The 25,689-nt window shown below is 63.2% G+C and carries 22 protein-coding genes; 20 read left to right on the top strand and 2 right to left on the bottom strand.

What is annotated here, in order from left to right:
• Positions 1-756 carry an acylneuraminate cytidylyltransferase family protein gene (locus tag ABJ363_04470; GenBank protein MEP4378234.1) on the bottom strand — a complete coding sequence of 252 codons (756 nt, stop codon included), beginning with the start codon at positions 754-756 and terminating at the stop codon, positions 1-3.
• A gap of 12 nt (positions 757-768) precedes the next feature.
• Entirely contained in the window at positions 769-1,851 is a 1,083-nt protein-coding gene (locus ABJ363_04465) for an N-acetylneuraminate synthase family protein (protein MEP4378233.1), read from the bottom strand.
• A 294-nt stretch (positions 1,852-2,145) separates the two neighbouring features.
• Between ABJ363_04465 and ABJ363_04460 the strand changes: the two genes are divergently transcribed.
• The 20 genes from ABJ363_04460 (at position 2,146) to ABJ363_04365 (ending at position 25,689) form a co-directional block, all read left to right on the top strand.
• On the top strand, positions 2,146-3,075 hold the full coding sequence (locus tag ABJ363_04460) for a lysylphosphatidylglycerol synthase transmembrane domain-containing protein (protein MEP4378232.1): 930 nt from the start codon (positions 2,146-2,148) through the stop codon (positions 3,073-3,075).
• Between the two features lie 353 nt (positions 3,076-3,428).
• Positions 3,429-4,124 (top strand): NTP transferase domain-containing protein, encoded by a 696-nt coding sequence (locus ABJ363_04455; protein MEP4378231.1) that lies wholly within the window; start codon positions 3,429-3,431, stop codon positions 4,122-4,124.
• Positions 4,121-5,131: a Gfo/Idh/MocA family oxidoreductase gene (locus ABJ363_04450; protein MEP4378230.1), complete on the top strand. Its 1,011-nt coding sequence runs from the start codon at positions 4,121-4,123 to the stop codon at positions 5,129-5,131. The genes ABJ363_04455 and ABJ363_04450 overlap by 4 nt, the downstream gene beginning before the upstream one ends.
• A 40-nt stretch (positions 5,132-5,171) precedes the next feature.
• Positions 5,172-6,293: a DegT/DnrJ/EryC1/StrS family aminotransferase gene (locus tag ABJ363_04445; GenBank protein MEP4378229.1), complete on the top strand. Its 1,122-nt coding sequence runs from the start codon at positions 5,172-5,174 to the stop codon at positions 6,291-6,293.
• Positions 6,290-7,327 (top strand): NAD(P)-dependent oxidoreductase, encoded by a 1,038-nt coding sequence (locus ABJ363_04440; GenBank protein MEP4378228.1) that lies wholly within the window; start codon positions 6,290-6,292, stop codon positions 7,325-7,327. Before ABJ363_04445 ends, ABJ363_04440 begins: the two co-directional genes overlap by 4 nt.
• Complete coding sequence (locus ABJ363_04435; GenBank protein MEP4378227.1) at positions 7,324-8,013, top strand: GNAT family N-acetyltransferase; 690 nt, start codon at positions 7,324-7,326, stop codon at positions 8,011-8,013. The genes ABJ363_04440 and ABJ363_04435 overlap by 4 nt, the downstream gene beginning before the upstream one ends.
• Positions 8,003-9,034 (top strand): N-acetylneuraminate synthase family protein, encoded by a 1,032-nt coding sequence (locus ABJ363_04430; protein MEP4378226.1) that lies wholly within the window; start codon positions 8,003-8,005, stop codon positions 9,032-9,034. The genes ABJ363_04435 and ABJ363_04430 overlap by 11 nt, the downstream gene beginning before the upstream one ends.
• A gap of 3 nt (positions 9,035-9,037) precedes the next feature.
• A complete protein-coding gene (gene asnB, locus ABJ363_04425) occupies positions 9,038-10,906 on the top strand; it encodes an asparagine synthase (glutamine-hydrolyzing) (GenBank protein ID MEP4378225.1) in 1,869 nt (622 codons plus the stop codon).
• The gene (locus tag ABJ363_04420) at positions 10,903-11,259 is read left to right on the top strand and encodes a hypothetical protein (protein MEP4378224.1); all 357 of its coding nucleotides are present in this window, start codon (positions 10,903-10,905) and stop codon (positions 11,257-11,259) included. Before asnB (ABJ363_04425) ends, ABJ363_04420 begins: the two co-directional genes overlap by 4 nt.
• A gap of 4 nt (positions 11,260-11,263) precedes the next feature.
• Entirely contained in the window at positions 11,264-13,132 is a 1,869-nt protein-coding gene (asnB, locus tag ABJ363_04415; protein MEP4378223.1) for an asparagine synthase (glutamine-hydrolyzing), read from the top strand.
• On the top strand, positions 13,129-13,815 hold the full coding sequence (locus ABJ363_04410) for an acyltransferase (protein MEP4378222.1): 687 nt from the start codon (positions 13,129-13,131) through the stop codon (positions 13,813-13,815). The genes asnB (ABJ363_04415) and ABJ363_04410 overlap by 4 nt, the downstream gene beginning before the upstream one ends.
• Before the next feature lie 8 nt (positions 13,816-13,823).
• Positions 13,824-14,960 carry an N-acetyl sugar amidotransferase gene (locus ABJ363_04405; protein ID MEP4378221.1) on the top strand — a complete coding sequence of 379 codons (1,137 nt, stop codon included), beginning with the start codon at positions 13,824-13,826 and terminating at the stop codon, positions 14,958-14,960.
• Between the two features lie 50 nt (positions 14,961-15,010).
• Positions 15,011-16,093, top strand: coding sequence for a class I SAM-dependent methyltransferase (locus ABJ363_04400; GenBank protein ID MEP4378220.1), 1,083 nt, complete (start codon positions 15,011-15,013; stop codon positions 16,091-16,093).
• A gap of 40 nt (positions 16,094-16,133) precedes the next feature.
• A complete protein-coding gene (locus ABJ363_04395) occupies positions 16,134-17,738 on the top strand; it encodes a hypothetical protein (GenBank protein MEP4378219.1) in 1,605 nt (534 codons plus the stop codon).
• Positions 17,739-17,781: 43 nt separating this feature from the next.
• Positions 17,782-18,831, top strand: coding sequence for an N-acetylneuraminate synthase family protein (locus tag ABJ363_04390; GenBank protein ID MEP4378218.1), 1,050 nt, complete (start codon positions 17,782-17,784; stop codon positions 18,829-18,831).
• A gap of 28 nt (positions 18,832-18,859) precedes the next feature.
• Positions 18,860-20,236: a DUF4910 domain-containing protein gene (locus ABJ363_04385; GenBank protein ID MEP4378217.1), complete on the top strand. Its 1,377-nt coding sequence runs from the start codon at positions 18,860-18,862 to the stop codon at positions 20,234-20,236.
• Positions 20,233-21,039 carry an SDR family oxidoreductase gene (locus ABJ363_04380; GenBank protein ID MEP4378216.1) on the top strand — a complete coding sequence of 269 codons (807 nt, stop codon included), beginning with the start codon at positions 20,233-20,235 and terminating at the stop codon, positions 21,037-21,039. The genes ABJ363_04385 and ABJ363_04380 overlap by 4 nt, the downstream gene beginning before the upstream one ends.
• Before the next feature lie 9 nt (positions 21,040-21,048).
• Positions 21,049-22,953, top strand: coding sequence for a transketolase C-terminal domain-containing protein (locus ABJ363_04375; protein MEP4378215.1), 1,905 nt, complete (start codon positions 21,049-21,051; stop codon positions 22,951-22,953).
• Between the two features lie 27 nt (positions 22,954-22,980).
• The gene (locus tag ABJ363_04370) at positions 22,981-23,907 is read left to right on the top strand and encodes a hypothetical protein (protein ID MEP4378214.1); all 927 of its coding nucleotides are present in this window, start codon (positions 22,981-22,983) and stop codon (positions 23,905-23,907) included.
• Between the two features lie 15 nt (positions 23,908-23,922).
• Positions 23,923-25,689 carry an ABC transporter ATP-binding protein gene (locus tag ABJ363_04365; GenBank protein MEP4378213.1) on the top strand — a complete coding sequence of 589 codons (1,767 nt, stop codon included), beginning with the start codon at positions 23,923-23,925 and terminating at the stop codon, positions 25,687-25,689.

The raw sequence follows: 25,689 nt of genomic DNA, 5'->3' as shown, positions 1-25,689 counted from the left end.
TCAAGCCGTTTCGGATAGCGGCGTATCGGTGACGATGAGCCCCTGTCGCTGCAATAGCCATTCGGCAAGTTCCAGTTCAAACGGCTCGTCGATATTCGCAATCGGACGTTCGATAATGACGGCTGCACAGGCCTCATCGAGGATGGGTGCGCCGTCGAGAAACGGTTCACGGCGCAGCGCATAGCAAAGCCCGTTGCGGTGGTAGAGCGGCGGCACGTCCTGGCGGCGCGCCGTGCGCGCGCCTTCCTCGAGCAGAAACCCGACCCGGCCCTCGTTGACCGTCAGGGTTTTCTGCGGCGCGTAATGCGCCGGTGTGGGGCTGACCGTCGCCGCGCCATGAAACGCGCCGCCAAACAGCGCCGTCATCGTGGCCGTCAGGTCGGCCGGTTGGCGCAGGGGGCTCGTCGGTTCGAGCAGAACCGAGACATCAAAACGCCGCCCGTAATGATCTTCGGCTGACCGCCAGGCATGACGCCACATATCGTCCGAGGATGCCGTATCACCGGCCAGATCCGCCGGCCGCAGAAACGGCGCATCACCGCCCTGACGCGCGACCTCGGCGGCGATCTCGGCATCGTCGGTCGAGACGATGACCTGATCGATCCAGTTCTGCGACACGGCCAGCCGTGTCGCCCGGCCGACGAGCGTAAGCCCGCCGAGCCGCTTCATGTTTTTCCCCGGAATACCCTTGGAACCACCACGCGCCGGTATCACGGCGAGGACCGCCGGTGAACGGCTTCCGTCTGCCCAGCTCATGGCGTCGTCACCTCAACCGTCAACATGCAAATCCGACCAGGCAATCAGGCGATCGGACGGGACATCGCGTACCAGCGTTCGCCCGACGACCGCATCGATGTCATTCTCGGGAATGCCCGTCGCGGGTTTCTTGGCGAGCAACATGTCCTCGGTAACAAGTGTGCCGGCCGCAAGGTCATGCTTCGGCGCCAGGCTGCGCCCGAACATCGCGCGCATGTCCGCAAGATCTTCCGCGACCGCGTCCTTGTCTGCGGGGTGCGCATCCATTGTCGCGACGGCATCACGCATATCGGACACCGTCCGGAACTGATCAACGGTCAGCGACGACGGTACATCCGGCCCGAACATCCGTTCCGACAATGTGAGGTGCAACTCGACGACGGCCGCGCCGCGCGCGATCGCGGCGAGCGCCGGCCAGGGTTGCCCCGAATGATCGGACAGCCCCACCGGACAGGCGTAGCGCGCGCGCATCTCCGCCATGACATTGAGGCCGACATCCTCGAGCAGCGTGGGGTACCGGCTGACACATTGGAGCACGGCAACCGATGACCCTGCCGCGCCGATCTCGCTGACCGCGGCATCGATATCACCCCAGGGGCTCATCCCCGTCGACAACAGAACGGGCTTTGCGTCGGCACAGATGGCCGCGACCATTCCCCGGGTGCGAACCTCACCCGAGGCAATCTTCCAGACCGGGACATCCAGCCGCCGCAACAGGGCGACGGCCTCGAGCGAGAAGGCCGAACTCATGAAATCCAGTCCGGACGACCGCGCATGGTCGGCGAGTCCGGCCCATTGTTCGGCGCTGAACTCCATGCGCCGCCAATAGTCGAGCCGGGTTTTGTCCTGCTTACTGAACGCCACGCGAAAGGGCTCGTCGCGTGTCGATTCGGCATCTGCAATATGCGTCTGAAACTTGACGGCATCCGCTCCCGCATCCACCGCGGCATCAATGAACATATGCGCCGTCCCCAGCGATCCGTCATGTGCTTGCGCGACCTCGGCAATCAGATAGGCGGGCGCATCGCCACCCACGGTGCGGCCCGAAATTTCAAACGAATGGTCCTCATCATGTGCATGCATGGGCTTTGTCATCCGGTTTCTCGTTCGCCGCGCTGCGCCACGGGTGGAAAACCCGGCACATTCGGCCTCACCCATTGAATGCGAGTTTGGTTAAGAAAGCCCTACAATCAGGGCGAAACAGCCGGAAATGCGGCCCGCACCGCCCTGAACATCTGTTGCGATGCAGCGGAATGCGGGATCACGGATATGCCTGCCGCGCCAGTTGATGTAGGTAGCACTCGGACACCCGATCTAATCTGAACCACCCACCGCGCGCAGACCCGCTCATTCCGGCCCCGGCCCGACCGAAGCAGCCCTTCCAGACCGATGCAAAAACACCTTTTGATGTTCGCCAAACTGGCCGTCTCCGTCGCCCTGATCACGTGGGTGCTCGGCGGAATCGACTTCGCGGAGGTCCTCGGGAAACTGGCGGACGCGCAGATTCCCTGGATCGGTCTGGCGGCCCTTTTCTTCGCCGCGATCGTCGCCCTGGGCACGGCGCGCTGGCGGCTGGTTCTCAGAAGCCTGAACGTCGAACTTCCCGCGACGACAGCGCTGCGGCTTTTCCTCATCGGCATGTTCTTCAACCAGACGCTACCGTCGAGCATCGGCGGTGACGCAATGCGCGTGTTCTATCTGTGGCGGACCGGCGTTGGCGTGCAAACCGCAACCAACAGCGTTCTGCTGGACCGGATCATCGGCCTGATCGTTCTGATTGTCGCTACGACAGCGATCACCCCGCTACTGGTCGAGAAACTCGACAACCCCATCGCGGCAACGGGATTGATCGCCGTCCTCACGGGCGGCTGGTCCGCCGTGGTCATGTTGTGCGTGTTCGACAATTCCCTGACCCGGCGATTTCAGCATATTCGCATCATCAACTTCGCGATCCTGCTGTCGCGGGATGCGGTCGCCCTTTGCCTGCGCCCGGGCGTTGCGATCCCCACTCTGTGTCTGTCCATCGCCATCCACGCGGCGACCATCGCGCTCGCCTGGAGCCTCGATCACGCGCTGGGCGGGGAAGCTGGTTTCCTGGTTTACATGGTCGCAATGACACCGACGATCCTGCTGGTCAGCATCCCGATCTCGATCGCCGGTTGGGGGGTCCGCGAGCAGATCCTGGTCATTCTGCTCGGCGCCCTCGGGATCGGTGCAACCCAGGCCGTCAGTGTATCGATCCTGTTCGGCATCGTTCTGCTGGTCGGCGGGCTGCCCGGCGGGGTGCTTTGGCTGGTCACGAAAAGACCGCCTCGGTAGACGCGGATTTCAGACCCGAAAAACTGCTTTTCGCGGTCGTTGACGGTGCGTCAGCAGACTTGACTGAATCACCCTTGCCAACATACTGTTCACAAAGTGAACGCTCCGGGTGAAATCCGGTTCGTGATCACTTCGTGTGCATACGGAATTGTTCGTAAAAACAGTGTACTGGCCGCCAGGGTCGGAAATTCCGGTCTCGGTTTTTATGCGGTCCCCGGGCCGGATTTAGTGCACTGACCGCGCCGTTTCGTATGTGACATTCGATGTGCGAATCCGCCCTCGGCAGGGCGGTTGCGACACATTTGGTTCGGGAGATTGATTCACCCGGACTGCGGTAGCATGGAAAATTCAAATTGCCCCCGGTAGTCGTCGTTCAGGCCCGCATGAGTTCGGCACGCTTGCCGGGCAAGGTGTTGCGTCCGGCCCACGGCAAGCCATTGCTCGGCTACCTGCTTGAGCGGCTGGCGCGCCTGGCGCCCGATATCCGGACCGTGGTGGCAACGTCCGGCAATGCCGACGACGACCCGGTGGCCGCTTTCTGTCACACACAAAGCGTGACCTGCGTACGTGGGCCGCTGGATGATGTTGCCTCGCGTTTCATAAAGGCGCTCGACGAGACGGGCGCCGACGCCTTTGTCCGGGTCAGCGGGGACAGCCCGCTGCTCGACACAACGCTCGTCACCGAGGCGCGCGCCCTCTACGCAAAAACGACAGCCGACCTCGTGACCAACGTGAAACATCGCACCTACCCCAAGGGAATGTCCGTCGAACTGCTCGACGCCGGCGCTTTCCGCCGGGCCCGAACCTTGATGACGTCGGCTGAGGATATCGAGCATGTCACCCCGCTGTTTTATCGAACAGCCGAGGACTGGCGCATTGCCGAATTCACCAGCGGCCGGGCGCTCGGAGATATCAATCTGAGCGTCGATACCGAAGACGATTTCCGAGCGTTCGAGACACTGGTGGCAAGAATGGATGCGCCCCATTGGTCCTATGGTCTCGACGAGATCCTGAAACTGCGCGCCGGCGTCGAATTGGCGTCAACATGAACGATCATGAATTAAGGGTCGGAATCATCGGTCTCGGGGTCGGCGAGGCCCATATCGCCGGGTTCGAACAGGATTCCCGCTGCCGCGTGACAACGCTTTGCGATATCGACGAAACTCATCTGGGCGAAGTGTCCGCCCGGCATCCGAATGCCCGAACCACCCCCAGCCCGAAAGATGTGCTGGACGACCCGGACATCGACGCCGTCTCGATCGCATCCTATGACGACGCCCATGCCGCACAGGTTCTGGCGGCGGTCTCCGCGGGCAAACATATTTTTGTCGAGAAACCGCTTTGCTTTCACGACGAGGAGTTCGCGGCCATATCCGAGGCGCTGACCCGACGCCCCGATGTTCAGATATCGTCGAACCTCATCCTTCGGAAGTATCCGCGATTCGCGCGGTTGAAGGCCCTTCTGGACAGCGACGAGCTGGGCGATATCTACTATCTGGAAGGCGACTATAATTATGGCCGGATGGAGAAAATCCTCAACGGATGGCGCGGCACGTTGCCGTTCTATTCGGTCACCCATGGCGGCGGCATCCACATGATCGACCTGCTGCTTTGGCTCACCGGCCGGCGGCCCGTGGAGGTATCGGCCATGGGCACGCAACGCGCCTCCCGTGACACCGAATTTTCTTTCAATGACACCGTCGTCGCCCTGCTTCGGTTTCCCGACGACAGCATCGCAAAGGTCAGCGCAAACTTTCCGTGCGTCTATCCCCACTTCCACGACGTGGTTGTGTTCGGCACGAACGGCACCTGGCGCAACGCACCCGACGCGGCGCGGCTCTATCGCAGCCGCGACCCCGAAACGCCGCCGGACCTTCTCGACGATCCCTATCCCGGGTCGTTCAAGGGCGACCTGATCCCGTCCTTCGTGTCGTTGCTTCTCGATGGCGGGGATGCCGAGGTGTCACGCGCGGACGTGCTGGACGCGATGGCCGTATCGCTGGCCATTGAACGCGCGGTGACAACCGGCAAACCGCAAGACATCAACTATCACTGAGTGAACCACGCCCGTGACTGACATACCTTTCGGACGCCCGATGATCGAAGACGAAGAGCGCGCCGCCGTGATGGCCGCACTCGACGACCCGATCCTGGCGCATGGCCCGCGTGGCCGACAGTTCGAGGCCGACTTCGCGGCCTGGACCGGGGCCCCCGAGGCGCTCACCGTATCTTCCTGCACGGCCGGGCTGCATCTGGCCTGGTTCACATGCGGGATTGGTCCGGGAGACGAGGTGATCGTCCCGGCCCAGACCCACACCGCGACGGTGCACACCGTCGCCTATACCGGTGCCACGCCGGTGTTCGTGGATGCCGAACCGAATACCGGCAACATCGACCTCGACGCGCTGGCCGCCGCCATCACGCCCAGGACCCGCGGCATCGCCGTCGTCCACTATCTCGGCATGCCGGTGGACATGGTGCGGGTGATGGAGATCGCCGCGGCGCATGACCTGTTCGTGCTCGAGGACGCGGCGCTGGCCATCGGCACCCGGCTCGACGGGGTGCATGCCGGCCTGTTTGGCGATGCCGGCGTGTTCTCCTTCTACCCGGTCAAGCACATGACCACCGCCGAAGGCGGCATGGTCATCACCCGTGACAGCGATCTTGCCGGCCGCATGCGCCTGCGCAAGGCGTTCGGAGTCGACCGCGCCATGCACGAACGCAAGGTCCCCGGCATCTATGATGTGGTCACACTGGGCTACAATTTCCGGATGAACGAACTACAGGCGGCCATCGGCGTCGAGCAGGTCAAGAAACTGGATCGTTTTCTCGGCCAGCGGCGCGCGAATTTCGAAGTGCTCGACGGCGGCCTGCGCGACGTAGCCGGGCTGACATTGTTCGACCGGCCCGAGGGGCGTTTCGTTTCAGGCCACTACTGCTTCAACGTCATGCTGGATGCCGGCGACGCCGACAAGCGCACGGATGTCATCCAGGCCCTGAACGCCCGGGGCATCGGCACATCGGTCCATTATCCCGGACCCGTGCCTCAGACCACCTATTATCGCGACCGGTTCGGGCATGCCCCCGAAGACCATCCGGTTGCCAGCTGGATCAGCAATTGTTCGATCGCCCTTCCTGTCGGGCCTCATCTCGATGAGAGCCACATGGAAACCATTGTCGCGGCGGTCAAAGATGTCACAAGCGAGGTTCTCTCATGACCATCCCGATCGCCAACCGCCGGATCGCCCTGGTCGGCGGCGCCGGTTTCATCGGCCATAATCTGGCCCTACGCCTGAAGGCGCTGGGTGCGGACGTGCATATCATCGACAGTCTGCAGGTGAACAACCTGTACGCGTTCGGAAACTCCCAGAACGATATGGTCAACCGCGAGCTCTATATCCAGATCACCCAGGAGCGGCTCGACCTGCTGCGCCAGGCGGATATCCCCGTGCATCTTCAGGATGCGCGGGAGTATCACGCGCTGTCCAACATGCTCTCGGACATCGAGCCTCAGGTTGTCGTCCAGCTCGCGGCGGTCTCCCACGCCAACCGGTCGAACAAGGACCCCTACAGCACCTTCGACCACAGCCTGCGTACACTCGAGAACGCGCTCGACTATTCGCGCGGCACGGTTGAGCATTTCGTCTTCTTCTCCTCCTCGATGGTCTATGGAAATTTCCACGGGAACACGGTCACCGAGGACACGATCTGCGATCCGCTCGGCATCTATGGCGCCCTGAAGTTCGCCGGCGAGAAAATGGTCATCGCCTACAATCAGGTGTTCGATCTTCCCTACACGATCGTGCGGCCGTCGGCGCTCTATGGCGAGCGCTGCGTCAGCCGGCGCGTCGGCCAGATCTTCATCGAGAACGCCATCCAGGGCGCCGATGTCACGGTTTTCGGCGACGGCACCGACGCCCTCGACTTCACCTATATCGGCGATCTTGTGCAGGGTATCGAGAAGGTGATCGAGAACGAGAACTCCCGCAACGAGACCTTCAACCTGACCTATGGCGGCGCACGTTCAATCGCGCAGATGGCCGAGATCATCGAGGCCCATTTCCCGGACGTCCGCGTGAAGTATGAGGACCGCGATGTGCTGATGCCGGAGCGCGGTACGCTGTCGGTCGACAAGGCACGCCGTCTGATCGGCTACGACCCGCAATTCCCCCTCGACAAGGGCTTCGTCGAATATATCGAGTGGTACAAGAACCTGTTCGAGCGCAAAGGCAATCAGCTGGCGGCCTCGTGAGCCCATCGGGTCTGACAGAGGATGCCTGGCTCGGTGAACGGCTTGGTAAACCGGCGTGGCATCTCGCCGCCGATGCCGCGCCGTCCCGTATCGATGTGCCGACACCGGCATTCATCGATGCCCGCGTGCCGGTTGCCGACCTGGCACGACCCCAGGCTCTGCGGGCCGCGGGTTTCACGCTTGTCGATACAAGCCTCAGCTTCTTGCGAACAGGCAGGGTCGAGACAGCACAGTTCAACGCCGATGTCGGCATGGGTGACCCCGACGACGCCGACCACGTGGCGCGGATCGCCGGTGAAAATTTCAGGACCGACCGTTTTCATGCCGACCCGGAGATCGACGACCGGATCGCAGACCGGATCAAGGCCGACTGGGCGAGAAATTTTTTCGCCGGCCAGCGCGGCGAATGGATGGTGGTCGGTCGCCAGAACGGACAGGTCAGCGGTTTCCTGCAACTGCTCGACCGGGACGGCGATGTCGTGATCGACCTTGTCGCCGTCAACAGCGCGGCGCGCAACACCGGCCTTGCGCGCGCCATGATCACCTTCGCCGCCGGCACCTGCAATCCGGGCGCGCCCATTCGGGTCGGCACGCAACTCGCCAACACCGCCTCGATCCGACTCTATGAATCGCTCGGATTCAGGTTCGACTCCGCCAGCCATATTTTCCATCGCCATGCCCGCTGAACCCAACAGACCCATCCATATCGCCCAGCATGATCTGTCCGAATCGGTGATGATCATCGCCGAGGTCGGCAACAATCATGAAGGCGATGTCGAGGTCGCGCGCGAGATGGTTATAGCGGCCGCCGATGCCGGCGCCGACGCGGTGAAGTTCCAGACGATCGAACCGAGCCGCCTCGTCGCCGCCGATCAACCGGCGCGCCTCGAACAGCTCGGGCGCTTCGAACTGTCCCGCGCGGAATTCGAATCCCTCGCCGCCACGGCGCGCGAGAAGGATGTACTTTTCCTGTCGACCCCGTTCCATCTGCCTGCGGTCGAATGGCTCGATCCGATCGTGCCTGCCTTCAAGATCGCATCGGGAGACTGCACCTACACGCGGCTCCTCGAAACGGTGGCACAGACCGGCAAACCGATCCTGCTGTCGACCGGTGCGGCGACTCTCGACGAGGTCCGCACCGCCCAGCAGACAATCGCCGCCGTGCATGCCGCCAACGGCGTGGATCCGGGGGTCGTCATCCTCCACTGCGTGGTCAGCTATCCGACCGAGGAGGCCGATGCCAATCTCTCGGCGATCGCCGACCTTGCAACCCTCGGCGCCATGGTCGGCTATTCCGACCACACCGCCGGCCCCGATGCGGCCGTGTTGTCCGTCGCCCTCGGCGCCCGCGTGATCGAAAAACATTTCACCTTGGACAAGGCTTACTCGGATTTCCGTGACCACGCGCTGTCCGCCGATCCCGACGACCTCAAATCACTTGTCCATCGCGTGCGGCAGGCCGAGATTCTTATCGGCACTGGCGGAAAACGGGTGCTTCCGGTCGAGACCGAAGTTCGCACGGCGGTGCGGCGGTCCGTGCACGCGCTGCGCGATATTGCGGCGGGCAGCATCCTGTCGGCCGACGATACGGTGTGCCTGCGGCCGGCCGAAGGAACTGCGCCGGCAGAAGAACCCTCGCTGATTGGGCGACGCGCGACGCAAGCCATCGCAGCCGGCGCCCCCATTGACGAAAGCGCGCTCGACTAGACCATGTGCGGCATCGCGGGATATCTGGGGCCGACCCCGCCGTCGACGGCGCGCATCGAGGCGTGTGAGGCGTTGATGGTTCGCCGCGGGCCCGACGCCAACGGCCGGCATAGCTTCGAACTGGCGCCAGGCAAACACGCGCTGTTGCTGCACAGCCGCCTGTCGATCATCGACCTCGACCCCCGGGCCAACCAGCCGATGCGGCGCGGCGATCATGTCGTCGCCACCAACGGCGAGCTTTATAACTACCGCGAACTGCGCGATGAGCTGCGCGCCGCGGGCGCGACATTCAAGACCCAGAGCGATACCGAGGTGCTCCTCGCGGGCATCGAAGAATGGGGACTGGAAAAGACCCTGGATCGGGGTGAGGGCATGTGGGCCTTTGCCGCGCTCGACGAAGCTGGCCGGACCCTGACCCTGGTTCGCGACCGGTTCGGAGAAAAGCCGCTCTACCTGATGCAAACCGCGGCGGGACTGTATTTCGGATCGGAGCCGAAGTTTCTGTTCGCGCTCGCCGGCACCACCCCGAGCGTCAATCGCAACCACCTCACCCGGTTCCTCGTGAACGGCTACAAGGCGCTGCACAAGGTCGATGAAGGGTTTTTCGATGGCGTCGAGGAGCTGCCCCCGGGCACCTCACTGACCCTGCGGGCCGACGGCAGCAGCGAACGGGCGCGCTACTGGTCCTGGTCGGCGGCGCCGGACCCGGCGATGGGTTTCGACGACGCGGTCGCCGCCACGCGCGGCGCCCTGATCGACGCCGTGGGGTTACGCCTGCGCGCCGACGTGCCGCTCGCCTTCTGCCTGTCGGGCGGGGTCGATTCAAACGCCATCGTCGCCATCGCACGCCGCGAATTCGATGCCGACGTCCACGGTTTCACGATCCTGAACACCGACGCGCGCTATGAAGAACAGGACATGGTCGATTTGAGTGTCGCCGAGCTCGGTATCCGGCACACGGGCGTGCCCCTGTCGACCGATGGCTTCCTCGGCAATCTCCGCACCCTCGTGCACCAACACGACGCTCCCGTGTACACGATCTCCTATTATGTTCACTGGCTGCTGATGCAGGCGGTCGCCGATGCCGGCTACCGGATTTCCCTGTCGGGCACCGCGGCGGACGAACTGTTCACCGGCTATTACGATCATCACAACGCCTACCTGTACGAGGTCGCCGGGGACACCGCATCGCACGCGACAGCGCTGGCGGCCTGGCGCGAGCATGTCGCGCCGATCGTCCGCAACCCGCATCTCCAGGATCCGGACTTGTTCATGAACGACCCGTCATTTCGCAACCACATCTATCTCAACGCCGATATGTTCTCCGACGCGCTCCACGAACCATGGTCCGAACCCTTCTCGGAGACGCGCTATTGCGACGGGCTTTTGCGCAACCGGATGATGAACGAGCTTTTCCATGAGTCGGTTCCGGTGATCCTCCACGAAGACGACGCCAACGCGATGTATTTCTCGATCGAGAACCGCTCGCCGTTCCTCGACCGGAACCTCTTCGAGACCGCGGCCAGCGTGCCGACCCGGCATCTCGTCCAGGACGGCAAGGCCAAGTCGGTCCTGCGCGAAGCCATCCGTGGCATCGCCCCGGATGCGATCGTGGACAATCGCCGCAAGGTCGGCTTCAACGCACCTATCGGCGACCTGCTCGACACGAAGGACCCGCAAGTGCGCGCCCAGGTGCTGGACGACGGACCGGTCTTCGATCTGGTCCGCCGTGACGCCGTCGAAGCAATGCTCGATCAGGACAACCTCGCCAACAGCGAGAGCAAGTTCCTGTTCGGTTTCGTCTGTGCCCGGATGTTCCTCGAGGACGCGGCGCACGCCACCCAGGGACAGGCCGGCGAGGTGGCGGCGTGAAGTTCGATCCGACATCGCCGCCGCGCGCCTTCGGCGCCGCCGGCCGGACCCTTCTGGATTGCGGTTCCGTGGCGCTCGAGCCGGGCGAACAGGTGACCTTCACCACGCCCGCGGGCGGCGAGTGTGATTTCGCCCGCACCGATTGGGGATTCTACGCCACGCCTTCGCTCAACGGGCGCCTTGCCGGTTTCGGCCTCCGCGGCGCGCTGGTGCGGAATGCAGAGGCGAAGAATTTCGTCGTGCTGGTTGAACAGGGTCACGACGACGCATTCGAGGCGTATCTGAGCGAACAGAAAATGCAAATGGTGCGCTGGCTCGATGGCGACCTGACCGATCTGGGTGAGGACAGCTAGCCAGATGTGCGGCATCGCCGGATATATCGGTAAACGCAAGCTGTCCGACGCGGCCGTGGCGGCCTGTCACGCGTTGATGGGCCGGCGCGGGCCGGACGCTGTGGGTGTCTATCATCACGCCGCAGGGCCCGAGCGACACGTCGACCTGCTGCACAGCCGGTTGTCGATCATCGACCTCGATCAGCGGGCCAACCAGCCGATGCAGCGTGGGCCGCATGTGGTCGCGACGAACGGCGAGATCTACAATTTCGTGGAACTGCGTCGTGAGCTCGAGTCGCGGTCGGTAACCTTCACGACCCAGAGCGATACCGAGGTGCTCCTCGCCGCGATTGCGCAATGGGGAATGGCCGGGGCCCTAGATCGATGCGAAGGCATGTGGGCCATCGCCGCCTTCGATGAAAAATCCGGCTTCCTGACCCTCGCCCGTGACCGGTTCGGCGAGAAGCCGCTGTATATGCTGTCCGCCGACGACGGGATGTATTTCGGCTCGGAAGTGAAATTCATCGCCGCCCTTGCCGGACGCCCGCTTCGCCCGAACACCGCGCAACTCCAGCGCCTGATCGTCAACGGCTACCGGGCGCTCTACAAATCCAGCGAGACCTTCTTCGACGACGTGCGCGAACTTCCGGCCGGCGCCATGTTGCAGCTCGGCAGCGATTTCAGTGCTGCACCCGCGCGTTACTGGAACCCTGATATCGCGCGCAACGACGCGCTCGGTTTCGACGATGCTGTCGAACAGGCACGCGAGGCCGTCATTGATGCCGTCCGTATTCGCCTGCGCGCCGACGTGCCGCTCGCCTTCTGCATGAGCGGCGGGATTGATTCGAACTCCCTGATCAGCATCGCGGCCAACATGTTCGAGTATGACGTGCATGGTTTCACTGTGGTCAATCAGGATTCCCGCTACATCGAGCAGGACATGGTGAATGCGGCGGTGGATGCGCAGAATCTGCGTCACACCGAAGTGCCGCTCGAGACCAAGGATTTCCTGCCCCGGCTGCGCACTCTGATCCGCCAGCATGACGCGCCGGTTTTCACCATCTCGGCCTATTGTCACTGGCTATTGATGGAGGCGGTCCACGACGCCGGCTACAAGATCGCCATCAGCGGTACCGGCGCCGACGAGCTGTTCTCCGGCTATTACGACCACCACCTCGCCTATCTCGCCGCGATGCATGGAACGCCGGACTACGACAACGCGCGCGCCAACTGGGAAACACACATCCTGCCTCATGTGCTGAACCCGCTGCTGCGGAACCCGGATATGTTCGTCGACAATTCCGACGAACGACGCCACCTCTATATGAACGCCGAGGCGTTTTCACAAAGCCTGACGTCGCCATGGAGCGAGCCGTTCACGGAAGACAGCTGGGACAGTGATGTCCTGCGCAATCGGATGCTCAACGAGTTGTTCGTCGAGACCATCCCGCCGCCGCTCCACGAAGAAGATCTCAACGCGATGTATTTCTCCATCGAGAACCGCTCGCCCTTCCTCGACCGCAACCTGTTCGACACCTGCTACGCCGTACCGACTCGCCATCTCGTCCAGGACGGCAAGGCGAAAGCGGTCCTGCGTGAAGCCATGCGGGGCATCGTCCCCGACGCTATTCTCGACAATCGCCGCAAGGTCGGATTCAACGCGCCCCTGTTTGGCTTCCTCGACCGCAACGACCCCGACGTCCGGGCACAGGTTCTCGACGACGGGGCGATCTACGATATCGTCCGGCGCGAGACCGTCGAGTCGCTGCTCGATGCACCCGACCTCGACAATCATGAGGGGCTGTTCCTGTTCGCAGTGATCAATGCACGGATGTTCCTCGAAGAATTCCCGGCCGACGCTGGGACCCAGGCCATGACCTCGGCCGCCCAATGAGCGACGCCAATACACAGCCCGCAATCGACCTCGGCTACAGCGATGCCGGCGACATTCCGTTGCGCTATGACGAAACGGTCGAGATCCGCAAATGCGCAGGATTCTGGACGCGTTATTACCAGATGCGCTTCCGCATGCTCGGCATCCCCTATGGCCGCGGGCTGCGGGTTCTCGGCCGCCTGCTGCTGCAGATCGACGGCAAGCCGGCGAATTTGCAGATCGGTGACAACGTAACCCTGATGCCCGGCGTGCATCTGAAGAACCGCGAGAACGGCACGATCGTCCTGCATGACCGCTCGACTCTCGACACCAACGCCCGGTTGGTTGCGGCGAACAACGCCACGATCGCGGTGGGCGAGAATGCCAGCATCGGCATGGGTTCGATCATCAACGCGGGTCGCGACGTTACCATCGGTCGCGGCACCATCACCGCCGGTTACTGTTATTTGAACGTCTCGGATCATAATTTCGCCAAGGGAATCCCGATCCGGGACCAGGGCTTCAAACACGCGCCGATCGCCATTGGCGAAGATGCCTGGCTCGGCGCCTACGTCTTCGTGTTGCGCGGTGCGCGCATCGGCAACGGCGCCGTTGTATCGGCGTCTTCGATTGTCTCCGGAGACATTCCACAAAACGCGATCGTCCAGGGCCGCCCGGCCGAGATCGTCAAGTTTCGCGAATAGGATTACACGTGCGCTACTGCCGCAAATGCCTGATCCCCGACAGCAAACCCCACGTCGTGTTCGACGCGCACGGCGTGTGCGGCGCCTGCCTTGCCCATGACCAGAAGAACGCCGCCGTCGCCGGCATCGACTGGGCGGCACGCAGCGAGGCCTTCAGGGAACTGATCGCCGAGACCAAGGCGAAGAAGGCACCGCTCTATGATGTCCTCGTACCGGTGAGCGGCGGCAAGGACAGTATCACCCAGGTGCACCGCGTGCTCGGCAACGACCTGCGCATCCTCGCGGTGAATATCGACTACGGCATGAAGACCGAGATCGGCGTGCAGAATCTCTCGGTGATCCCGAACATGGGAGCGAACCTGTTTGTCTTCACGCCCGCACAGCCCCTTCACCGTCGCCTGATCCGCATCGGGTTCGAGGATTACGGTGACCCCGACCTGCTGAGCCATACGCTGTTGCACGCCATGCCGTTGCGCGTGGCGCTGCGGTTCGAAATTCCGCTCGTCATGCTCGGGGAAAATTCGGCCTTCGAGTATGGCGGCGACGCGTCCATCGCCGAGAGCGCCGAGATGACCCATGACTGGTTCATGAAATTCGCCGCCAATGACGGTCACGACGCCCGCCATGTCGCCGAGGCCTATGACATTCCCTACGACCATTTGCTCGCCTACGACTATCCCGAGGAACTGCCGTCATCGCCGACCAAGGCGATGTTCATGAGCCATTTCTTCCACTGGGATTCCGAAACCCATCTGGACATCGCCCGCGGACACGGCTTCCAGGCCCTGCCCGAACCGGCCGAAGGAACGTTCCGGAACTATGTCGGCATCGACGAGAAAATTCATCGTATCCACCAGTACTTCAAGGTCCTGAAGTTCGGCTATGGCCGTGCAACCGACCATGCATGCGAAGACATCCGCAACGGGCGGCTGACCCGCGACGCCGCCAAGGAACTGGTGCGCCGGCATGACCTGCAGGACCTCAGCGAACCCTTCATCGAGGCCTTTACCGGTTTTCTGGACATGTCCCGGCAAGACTTCGACGCGGTCATGGACCGCTACCGCAACACAGACATCTGGCATCGCGACGATGCTGGGCGCTGGACCCTTCCCGGCCATCTGGCCGACGACACACCGGCCGCTTAAACCCATACCCGGAACCTCGGCCCCCGGTACAAACGCCAATCGGAAACCCCATGAGCAACAATCTCGAATCCCAGCACGACACCGTCTTCGGCAAGACCTTCGCCCTTTATGATCGCCCGGAGATGGAGGAGTTCGTCGGCTTCTTCACCCAGCGCTTCGCGGCCAACGATCTCGATCCGCGCGCGATATTCGAGGGCAAGAAATGCCTCGACGCGGGCTGCGGCAACGGTCGCGGCTCGATCTTCATGCTGTCGAACGGTGCCGCCCATGTGGACTTTGCGGACATCAGCCCGATCAACATTGAGAGCACGTCACGCAATCTGGAAAGCTTCGGCTTCGATGCCTTCGCCGGTCATGAAACCAGTCTCGAATCGCTCCCGTTCGAGGATGAGAGCTTCGACTTCCTCTGGTGCAATGGCGTGGTCATGCACACCCACAATCCGGATACCTGCCTGCGCGAACTGGCGCGCGTGCTCAAGATCGGCGGCCAGGCCTGGATCTATGTGTATGGCGCGGGCGGCGCCTACTGGTACGCCGTTCGCCGGTTCCGCAACCTCCTCGCCAACGTGCCGGCCGATGCCTGCATCGCCGCGCTTCGCCTGATGGGCTATGCCAACCGCTACGTCGCCGAGTATCTGGACGACTGGAAGGTCCCGTATCTGCGCACCTATTCGGACGCGGATTTCAGCACCCGTCTCGCCGACTTCGGGTTCGACAACCCGAAACCGCTGCCCTATGGCGTCTCCTACGACACGAGCCACCGCCGGACCCTGTTTCCCGATGATACCGTCTGGCTCGGCGACGGCGACCTTCGCTACCTGATTACCAAGACCGCCGCCCCCGGCACGGGCGGCACCCCGATCAGCGACAGCGAATACGGGTCAGACTTCCCCTTCCCGCCGGACATCACCGACCGCTTCGGGCCGCTGTTCGACGCCCTCGACGAGACGGCGGGACGCGAACCGCTCATCGCGCTTGCCACCTGCGCCAAGATGCAATTCGCCCTGCGCGAAATTCTCAGCCGCGAGGGCAGCTTCGCCGTCGATGATTTTGAAGTCGTGGTGCGCGAGGCGCTGGAGCTCGCTGGCGATGTCGTCGGCCAGGTTGGCCAGGTCGGGCAGGGCACCGGTTGAACCTGACTGTTCGATGCCCCCCGAAGACACACAGACCATCATGACCGCAACGCCCTATCCGCTCGAGATGGAAAACGTCGCCATCGACGGTGACGGCGTGCGCGACTTCTTCTGGCCGGTTCCGGTCGGCAGTCACAAGCCGATGCGCGACGCCGCCGCGGCGCAGCTGGTTGCGGGATTGCGCGAGACCGCCGGGTCGGACTCGCTCGCCGACCAGGCCTTCTTCCTGCTGGCGCATCATTTCTTCATCGACGCGTTGTCCCTGTTCCAGGCATCGCTCGTGACCGACGCGTTCCGGCAAGCCGGGCGCGAACCCCTGCCGCCGTCGCGTGGCCGTGCGCTTGCCGCGGTCCTCAACGAAACCGCTCCGCCGGCGCCGTCGATCATCTGGCATCTGCAGAACGGCCCCGGCGCACCGCGCCTCCTGCGCGCGCCGCTGCGTCTGGCCCGCGACCTGATGATGCGCGACGGCATCATCCGGCGACGTCTGTCGGGGCCGGACTATGAAACTGAAATCATCGCGCTGGGGGTCGACGAGGTGATGGCCGCCCATGCGCGATCCATCGATACGCCTGTTACGTTCAGACGCCCGCATCTCTGGTTCACCCCGCGCGAAACGGATTTGTCACTCGTCGATGCACCGGCGCTCGACCGGGCCGTCGAAAAAGGTATGGCGGCGTTCAATGCCGGCTATGCCGCCGGCAGCACATGTTCGCCCGCCTTCCTCGAAACCTATCTGCGAGAATGGCTGCACCCGGCGATGGCGTTGATCGTCGCCCATCTGCGCGACCTGGAGACCTGTGGCACGCCGATACCGGCCCAGCTTTGGACGGGCAGCGGCGGAAACATCTGGTCGCGGCTGCTGCGCCATGCGGTCCGCCAGCGCGGCGGTCGGGTTGTGGCCCATGATCACGGCGCGGGGTCGGGGCAGTTCACCGACGAGTGGTTCAAGAACATCGTCGAGTTCGACACCTGCGATCATTTCGTGTCCTTCACACCGACCCAGGCCGAGGGTCTCGCGGGTCACTTCCGGCCCGATCTCCTGGTGCGAGCGGACACGCCCACCCTGGAAGGTCTGCCGGCAGCAGCCACCAAGGCGCCGCCGGTGGCGGGCGGCCCAAAAGACAAACCCACGGTCATGGTGCTCTCGAGCTTTTTCTTCGGTGACTGGGTGACCTATCAGGCCTTCATGCCCGACGTGCCATTTCTCGATTGGGAAGCGCGACTTCTCGCCAAGCTGAAGGAATGGGATTTCCCGACGCTCTACAAGCCCCACCCGCTGATCGTGACCCGCTCCCCGATGGATATGGCCCCACAGTTCGGCGCGCGCGAACTCAACCAGCCGTCGGAGAAGGTGATCCATCAGGCCGATGTGCTGATCCTGCCCGACCCGTCATCCACAGCCTTCGCCACCGCGCTTTCGACCGACCGGCCGGCCGTCTTCGCCGATTTCGGACTGTTCAAATTTCGCGCCCCGGCGCGCGCGTTGCTCGAAGAGCGTTGCGCTTGTGTGCCTGTCGCGCTGGATGCGGACAATCGACCGCAACCCGACTGGGATGCGCTGCGAAACGCCATTCTCGGCGCCCACGAACACACCAACACGGCTTACGCCGATTCCTATTATGGCGCGGTCTACCGCACCTGACCGGACCGGCAACTCCTCAACCAGACAACTGGACTGAACCACCATGCGCGAACTTACCGTCGACGGGTACACGATCAACGACGACAACGATTGCTATGTGATCGCCGAGATCGGCCACAATCACCAGGGGAACCTTGACCAGTGCAAGGAGCTCTTCAAGGCCGCTTCGAATTGCGGGGCCAACGCGGTCAAGCTTCAGAAGCGCGCGAACCGCACGATGTACACCAAGGCGATGTTCGACGAGCCCTACAATAGCGAAAATGCCTTCGCGCCGACCTATGGCGAACATCGCGAGTTCCTCGAGTTCGGGCGCGACGAGTATCTGGAGCTCAAGGCCTGCGCCGCGGAACTCGGCATCACCTTCTTCTCGACCGCCTTCGACTTCGAGAGCGCGGACTTCCTCGAGGAAATCGATTTGCCGGCCTACAAGATCGCGTCCGGAGATCTCACCAACATCCCGCTGATCGAGTATGTCGCCAAGCAGGGAAAGCCGATGTTCATGAGCACCGGCGGCGGCACCATGGATGATGTGCGCCGGGCCCATGACGCGGCGGCGGCCATCAACCCGCAACTCTGCATCATGCAATGCACCGCCAGTTACCCGTGCGAGTTCGACAAGCTCAACCTGCGTGTCGTCGAGACCTTCCGTGAGGCTTTCCCCGACACTGTTGTCGGCCTCTCGAGCCATGACAACGGCTACACGCTCGGCCTCGGCGCCTACATGCTCGGGGCCCGCGTGATTGAGAAGCATTTCACGCTCAACCGCTCCAAGAAGGGGACTGACCATGCCTTCTCACTGGAATCGAGCGGCCTGCGGCGGCTGACCCGCGACCTGCAACGCCTCAACATCGCGCTCGGCGACGGGGTCAAGCGCGCCTATGACGAAGAGGCCGCGCCGCTGACCAAGATGAGCAAGAAACTCGTTGCCGCACATGATCTGCCCGCGGGCCATGTGCTCACCCGTGACGACATCGCGATCAAGTCGCCGGGCGACGGCACCCCACCCTATGAAATCGGGAACTTTGTCGGCCGGACCACGTCCGTTGCCCTGACGACCGATGACAATATCAGCGCCGTCGTGGTCGCCTCCTAGACGACGCGGCACCCGCCACCCTTCAGATATGAACAACGTAAACCCCTTCACGAACCGCATCGACATGCCCCGGCCCTCGCCGGGTGTGCATGACGAGATGTATGCCTGGATGCGTGACCTGTTCCCGATTTGCCGGAGCATTACCGGCCCGGGGGTACGCGAGACGATGGCCTATCTCGGCGAAATTCTGCCCGGGTTGCAAATCCATGAGGTACCGACGGGCACCGAATGCTTCGACTGGACCGTGCCCGACGAATGGTCGATCCGCGACGCCTTCATCGCCGACGAGGCCGGCGAGAGGATCATCGACTTCCAGGCGAACAATCTTCACGTCATGAGCTACTCGACCCCGGTCGACGCGAAGATGACCCTCGAGGAACTGGAGCCGCATCTCTATTCCCTGCCCGAACAGCCGGACGCGATTCCGTATATCTCGTCCTATTACACACCGCGCTGGGGATTCTGCCTGAGCGAACAGCAACGCAGCCGCTTGAAGCCAGGCAACTATCATGTGGTGATCGACAGCACGCTGGCACCGGGGTCGCTGACCTATGCCGAGCTGCTGCTGCCGGGCCGCGAGGAAAAGGAAATCCTGCTATCCGCCTATACCTGTCATCCGTCGATGGCGAACGACAACCTGTCGGGCGTGGTCGTCCTGACCGCGCTGGCGCGCTGGCTGGCCGACCAAACCGATCGTCGCTACAGCTATCGCATCGTTTTCCTGCCCGAGACCATCGGCTCAATCGTCTATCTGAGCCGGAATCTGGCGGCCATGCGCGCCCACACGATCGGCGGCTACGTGCTCAGCTGTATCGGCGACGACCGCAACTACACGTTCCAGGAAACCCGCTGGGCCGACACGCTGGTGGACCGGATCTCACGCCATGTGATGACACACCATGCGCCGGATTTCACGACCTCGACCTATCTTGAGCGCGGCAGCGACGAGCGCCAGTACAGCAGCCCCGGCGCCGATCTTCCCATCGCCCTGATCATGCGGTCACGTTTCGACGCGTTCCCGGAATACCACACGTCGCTGGACGACCTGTCTCTCGCATCGCCGGCCGGGTTGGGTGGCGGGTTCGAGGCGTTGCGCAAATGCATCGCAGCCTTCGAGAGCAACTATTATTTCCGCACCGCACAGCCCTGCGAACCGCAGCTCGGCAAGCGCGGCCTCTATCCGGATCTCAACACCAAGACCCTGCCTCACAGCGTGCGCGACATCGTCAACTTCCTGGCCTTCGCCGACGGTACGCTTGATCTGATTGCTCTCGCGGACCGGATCGAGTTGCCGTTCGAGACCTGTGTCGGTTTCGCCCACGCGCTTCTCGCCGAGGGCGTCGTCGAGGCTTCGGCCACCCCATGGCCGGCCGAACGCGCGCCGACAGGAGTCACCCCATCATGAGCACAAACAGCTTTTCTCTCGACGGCCGCACGATCGTCATCACCGGCGGCGCGGGAAACCTCGGCCGCGCATTCGTGACCGCCGCCATCGATGCGGGCGCGCGCGTCGCGATCTTCGATCGCACAATGATCGACACCGGCGAGATCGCAAATGCCGATGACGACAACCTGTCCCAGCTTGAGGTGGACGTGACCGACCGGGCCTCCATCGAGACCGCGCTGGCCGATATCGAGGCGCGCTGGGAGACGCCACACGGCATCGTCAATGCCGCCGCACTCGATTCACCGCCCGATGCGCCTGTCGAGGAGAATGGTCCCTTCGAGACGTACCCGGAAGAATCCTGGGACCGGGTGATGTCGGTCAACGCCAAGGGCGTGTTTCTGTGCTGCCAGGTGGTCGGCAGCGCCATGGCCAAAGCCGGGCGCGGTTCCATCGTCAATATCGCGTCGATCTACGGCGCGTTGAGCCCGGACCAGAATCTCTATGAATACCGGCGCCAGCGCGGTGAGACCTTCTTCAAACCCGTCGCCTACTCCGCCTCCAAATCCTCGCTCTACAATCTGACCCGCTACATCGCGACCTATTGGGCGCGCCAGGGTGTGCGCACCAACAGCGTGACATTCGGCGGCGTCTTCGACGAACAGGACCCCGAATTCCTCGAGCGCTATCTGCCGAAGGTGCCGCTCGGGCGAATGGCCGAACCCGACGACTACACCGGACCCATCCTGTTCCTGCTGTCCGATGCATCCCGCTACATGACCGGCGCCGATCTCGTGATCGACGGCGGCTTTTCTGCCTGGTGAGTTTTTCCGATGCGTGATTTGAACCTGATACCCAAGGCCGAGATCGATCGCGCGCTGGCAGCACTCAACGCGCCGGCCGAGCGGACCACGCTGTTCGCGACCCTGTGCCGGATCAACACGCTCTACATGATCGCCCGGGCCGGCTCGGGCCATGTGGGATCGAGTTTCTCCTGCCTCGACATGGTCTCCTGGCTCTATCTGAACGAGATGCGCTGCGATACCGACGGCGCGCCGCTGGATGTGTTCTTCTCATCCAAGGGCCACGATGTCCCCGCGCTTTACACCGTCCTGATCTCGCTCGGCCTGCTGCCCTTCGACAAGATCGACACGCTGCGGCGGCTGGGTGGGCTGCCCGGGCATCCCGATGTCTCCATCCCGCATATCGCAACCAACTCCGGCTCGCTGGGGATGGGCATCTCCAAGGCCAAGGGCATGCTGCGGGCCGACCGGCTGACCGGCGATGATCGCCGCTTCTACGTGATGACCGGCGACGGCGAACTGCAGGAAGGCCAGATCTGGGAATCCCTGCAGGGCGCGGCCAACGCCAGGATGGACGCGATCACCGTGATCGTCGACCACAACAAGATCCAGTCGGATCACTGGGTTTCGAACACCAGCGACCTCGGTGGTCTGGAGGTCCGCTTCGCCAGCTTCGGCTGGCATGTCCAACGCTGCGACGGGCATGATCTTGATGCCTTCGCGAAGGCACTGGACGCGGCGCGCGATGTGTCCGCCCCCAGCGTGATCATCGCCGACACCATCAAGGGCCGCGGCGTGTCGTTCATGGAACCGGGCGATCTCGGCGACCTAGAACTCTACGGCTATCACAGCGGCGCGCCGTCTGCGGACGATTATGACCGGGCCACGGCCGAACTCACGGAACGCGCCAACGCACAGTTGGCCGGTGCCGGCGCCGCGCCGCTCGACGCGGAGATATTCGCGCGCCCGCCCGCCGGTGCGGCACCGAAGGTCGAACGGCTGATCCCGGCCTATGCGGATGCGATTGTTGCCGCCGGGGGCCGCAACCCCGACCTCGTCGCGCTCGACGCGGATCTCGTCCTCGATTGCGGGCTGATCCCGTTCCGCGACACCTATCCCGAGCGCTACATCGAATGCGGTATCGCCGAGATGGATATGGTCGGTCAGGCCGGCGGCCTGGCGCTGTCCGGCAAGCTTCCCGTCGTGCATTCCTTCGCCTGCTTCCTCACGCCGCGGGCGAACGAGCAGGTCTACACAAACGCCTCCGAGCGCACGAAGATCATCTACGCCGGCAGCCTCGCCGGGCTTCTCCCGGCCGGGCCCGGCCACTCCCATCAGTCGGTGCGCGACATTGCGTTGATGTCCTGCGTGCCCGGCATGACCGCGTTCGAGCCATCGAGCGCTGCGGAGACCGCCGCCGCGCTGGATTGGATGGTCGATCAGGCCGACGGCCCCTGCTATCTGCGCCTGACCTCGATCCCGGTCGCGCTGAGCTACACGCCCGGTGCGCCGTCGGCGCTACAGGTCGGGCAGGGCACACGGCTCCGCGACGGCGCCGATGCCGCCATCTTCGCCTACGGGCCGGTGATGCTGTCGGAGGCATACGCCGCCGCCGAGAGCCTCGCCGCCAATGACGGTATCGACTGTCGGGTCGTCAACATGCCCTGGCTGAACCTCATCGACGCGGATTGGCTGGAGGCGGAAATCGACGGGCTGGCGCGGGTCTTCACCATCGACAATCACTACCGGGACGGCGGCCAGGGCGAACGGATCGCCTCTGTCATCGCCGAACTCGGGCTTTCGAAGACGCCGCGGGTCACGCGGTTCGGCCTTGATGAACTGCCGGTATGCGGCACAAACGAAGAGGCGCTGCGCCATCACGGTCTCGACCGGGAAAGCCTGGCCGGCGTCATCCAACAACAATTGCGTAACTGATCAACTGGACCGGATCGGAATCTCGCCATGACAGCCATCACCCGAAACTTCCAGCGCGCCGGGCGCGTGATGCGTTCCTTTGCCACCGCCGACGGGCGCCAGATACGCGGCTATGTTCACCGGCTCGGGCTCAACATCGAACTCGCCTATTATATCTCGCGGACCATCAAGTTCATCCGTAATCCCGTCGCATGGATGAAGCGCAAGTCGACGATGCGCGCCGTCACCCACAATCCTGCACTGGCCAACGCCGTCGATTCGAAGACCGGCTATGGCAAGCTTGCGGCCGGGACCCTGCCAGGCGCCGAAGTCGTCATCGCGGCCGTCCGCGAGAAGCTCGCCCAACGCCGCGACACCGCCGAGTGGTGGGACCCGTTCCAGAAGAAGGTGTTCCTGCCGAGCGACCTCGATGACCACCCCGAGGTGCTCGACTTCGTGATGTCCGACGGAATTTTACAAATTGCGTGTGAGTATTTCGGCGCGGTACCGGTGCTGCAGACCGTGCAGGGCTGGTGGTCGCCGAAGAACGACTACATGCAGGGCAGCCAGCTCTACCACCGCGACAATATGGATTGGCGCGAGCTGAAGTTCTTCATCAATGTCAGCGACATCGGTGACGAGAACGGTCCCTTCACCTTCCTGCCGGCCGATGTGTCCGACCGGGTGTCGCGTCAAATGGGCGACTGGCGCCGCTCCGTCCCCGACGATGAGATGTACACCATGTGCCGGCCCGAGGATTCGCGCGACGCGACGGGACCCGCGGGCACCTGCAGCATTGTCGATTCCGGACGCTGCTTTCACTACGGCGCACGCACCGAGAAAGACGAGCGGGTTTTGTTCATGTTCGGCTTCGCCAGCTACTACGCCGCCATGAGCCACAAGACCTCCGTCGATATCGACCCGACGCGCTATAGCGGTGACCCGCTCCGCACACTCGTCCTCGGCCAGCATTAACCGGACCCGATCCACATGGCACAACGCCCCGCAAACATAGACACCAACATCTGGCGCGAATCCGTCGGCCTGTTGCGGATCATGACGCTGGCCTATCCGGCCAAGAATATTCTCGCCGTGGTTCTGGTGCTTCTGGCCGGCCTGCTTGAGGGCTTCAGCGTGGTGATGTTCCTCCCGTTGCTGGCGGTCGCCATGGGTGAACAGGCGGAAATCGGCGGCGAAATCATCGACACCGTAACATCGGCATTTGCCACGGTCGGATTAACGCCCACGATCGGTTCTCTGCTCGCGTTGATCGTGGTCTTCATCACCTCCAAGGCGATCCTCAACGTGCTCGCCGCCACCCAGGTCGGATACACCTCGGCGCGCATGATGACCGATCTGCGCCTCGAACTGATCCGCAGCCTGATGCGGGCGCGCTGGTCATATTTCGTGACCCAGCCGACCGGCATCCTCGCCACCGCACTCGGCCATGAAGCCAAGGTCGCCTCGTCGTCCTATCAGAAAGGCATCAAGCTCGTAACGGAAGCCTTCCTGGTGCTGATTTACGCCTCTGTGGCCCTGCTCACATCCTGGCAGGTCACGCTGGCCGGGCTGGCCTTCGGCGCCGTAACATTTGTCTTTCTGCATGGATTGATCCGAATCGCCCATTCGGCGAGCGACCGAAACGCGGCGCTGATGCGCTCGCTCGTCGACCGGTTCACCGACAGCCTGTCATCGATCAAGCCGATCAAGGCCATGGCGCTGGAGAACCGTCTGCTGCCGTTGCTCGAGCATGAGTCCGACGAGATCAACATGAGCCATCGCCGCGAAGTTTTCGGCGTGGCGATGTTCCAGGGCGTGACCGAGCCGCTGGTCGTGCTGATCCTCGCGGGCGGTATCTTCGTGGCGCTGGAATTCCTGGCCCTGCCATTCGCGCAAATACTGTTCATGGCGATTGTCCTGCAACGCATGATCACGCGGGTAAATACTCTACAGGGTTCGTACCAAGCCCTGGTCGTCGCACAGACGACGTTCTGGCGCCTGCGCAATTCGATAGACGATGCCCACCAATCGGCCGAACAGCTCGCCGGCACCGAAAAACCCGCCCTCGACAGGGCTTTGACCTTTCGCGGCGTGCAGTTCGGCTACGACGAGACCAACGTCCTGCAGAACCTCGATATCGATGTTCCCGTCGGACAATGCACGGCGATCATCGGTCCGTCCGGTGCCGGCAAGACGACCATCCTCGATCTCGTGACCGGGTTGATCCGACCCGACGCGGGCGAGATCGCCATCGATGACACGCCTCTGACGGAAACCGATCTGCGCTGGTGGCGCGGACGCATCGGCTATGTCCCCCAGGACAGCGTGCTGTTCCACGATTCGATTCTCTCCAACGTCACCCTCGGTGATCCGAAGCTGAGCGAAACCGACGCGGAAGCGGCCCTCCGGGCCGCCGGCCTGTGGGAATTCGTTCTAAGCGAGCCCGAGGGACTCGACACGCTCGTTGGTGAGCGCGGCACCCGTCTGTCGGGCGGCCAGCGACAACGGCTGGCCATCGCCAGAGCGCTGGTCCGGAAACCCGCTTTGCTCATTCTCGACGAGGCTACCGCATCCCTCGATCCACAGACGGAACGCGAGGTGATCGCCTCGCTCGCGCCGCTCAAGGGGAAGGTGACGATCATCGCGATTTCACACCAGCCGGCGATTCTGACGATGGCCGACGTGATCTACCGCATCCAGCATGGCGCGGTGACACGCGCCGACGATGCCGCCGAACGCAACGCGGCGGCGCACTAA

This window comes from Alphaproteobacteria bacterium (assembly GCA_039980135.1).
Taxonomy (GTDB): Bacteria; Pseudomonadota; Alphaproteobacteria; order UBA6615; family UBA6615; genus UBA8079.
This window is presented reverse-complemented; position numbering and strand designations above follow the sequence as displayed.

What these genes read in the sequence shown, in the direction of transcription:
- ABJ363_04470 (MEP4378234.1), bottom strand. Translation starts at nt 756, where the DNA reads ATGAGCTGGGCAGACGGAAGCCGTTCACCGGCGGTCCTCGCCGTGATA.
- ABJ363_04465 (MEP4378233.1), bottom strand. Translation starts at nt 1,851, where the DNA reads ATGACAAAGCCCATGCATGCACATGATGAGGACCATTCGTTTGAAATT.
- ABJ363_04460 (MEP4378232.1), top strand. Translation starts at nt 2,146, where the DNA reads ATGCAAAAACACCTTTTGATGTTCGCCAAACTGGCCGTCTCCGTCGCC.
- ABJ363_04450 (MEP4378230.1), top strand. Translation starts at nt 4,121, where the DNA reads ATGAACGATCATGAATTAAGGGTCGGAATCATCGGTCTCGGGGTCGGC.
- ABJ363_04445 (MEP4378229.1), top strand. Translation starts at nt 5,172, where the DNA reads ATGATCGAAGACGAAGAGCGCGCCGCCGTGATGGCCGCACTCGACGAC.
- ABJ363_04440 (MEP4378228.1), top strand. Translation starts at nt 6,290, where the DNA reads ATGACCATCCCGATCGCCAACCGCCGGATCGCCCTGGTCGGCGGCGCC.
- ABJ363_04430 (MEP4378226.1), top strand. Translation starts at nt 8,003, where the DNA reads ATGCCCGCTGAACCCAACAGACCCATCCATATCGCCCAGCATGATCTG.
- asnB (MEP4378225.1), top strand. Translation starts at nt 9,038, where the DNA reads ATGTGCGGCATCGCGGGATATCTGGGGCCGACCCCGCCGTCGACGGCG.
- asnB (MEP4378223.1), top strand. Translation starts at nt 11,264, where the DNA reads ATGTGCGGCATCGCCGGATATATCGGTAAACGCAAGCTGTCCGACGCG.
- ABJ363_04410 (MEP4378222.1), top strand. Translation starts at nt 13,129, where the DNA reads ATGAGCGACGCCAATACACAGCCCGCAATCGACCTCGGCTACAGCGAT.
- ABJ363_04400 (MEP4378220.1), top strand. Translation starts at nt 15,011, where the DNA reads ATGAGCAACAATCTCGAATCCCAGCACGACACCGTCTTCGGCAAGACC.
- ABJ363_04395 (MEP4378219.1), top strand. Translation starts at nt 16,134, where the DNA reads ATGACCGCAACGCCCTATCCGCTCGAGATGGAAAACGTCGCCATCGAC.
- ABJ363_04390 (MEP4378218.1), top strand. Translation starts at nt 17,782, where the DNA reads ATGCGCGAACTTACCGTCGACGGGTACACGATCAACGACGACAACGAT.
- ABJ363_04385 (MEP4378217.1), top strand. Translation starts at nt 18,860, where the DNA reads ATGAACAACGTAAACCCCTTCACGAACCGCATCGACATGCCCCGGCCC.
- ABJ363_04380 (MEP4378216.1), top strand. Translation starts at nt 20,233, where the DNA reads ATGAGCACAAACAGCTTTTCTCTCGACGGCCGCACGATCGTCATCACC.
- ABJ363_04375 (MEP4378215.1), top strand. Translation starts at nt 21,049, where the DNA reads ATGCGTGATTTGAACCTGATACCCAAGGCCGAGATCGATCGCGCGCTG.
- ABJ363_04370 (MEP4378214.1), top strand. Translation starts at nt 22,981, where the DNA reads ATGACAGCCATCACCCGAAACTTCCAGCGCGCCGGGCGCGTGATGCGT.
- ABJ363_04365 (MEP4378213.1), top strand. Translation starts at nt 23,923, where the DNA reads ATGGCACAACGCCCCGCAAACATAGACACCAACATCTGGCGCGAATCC.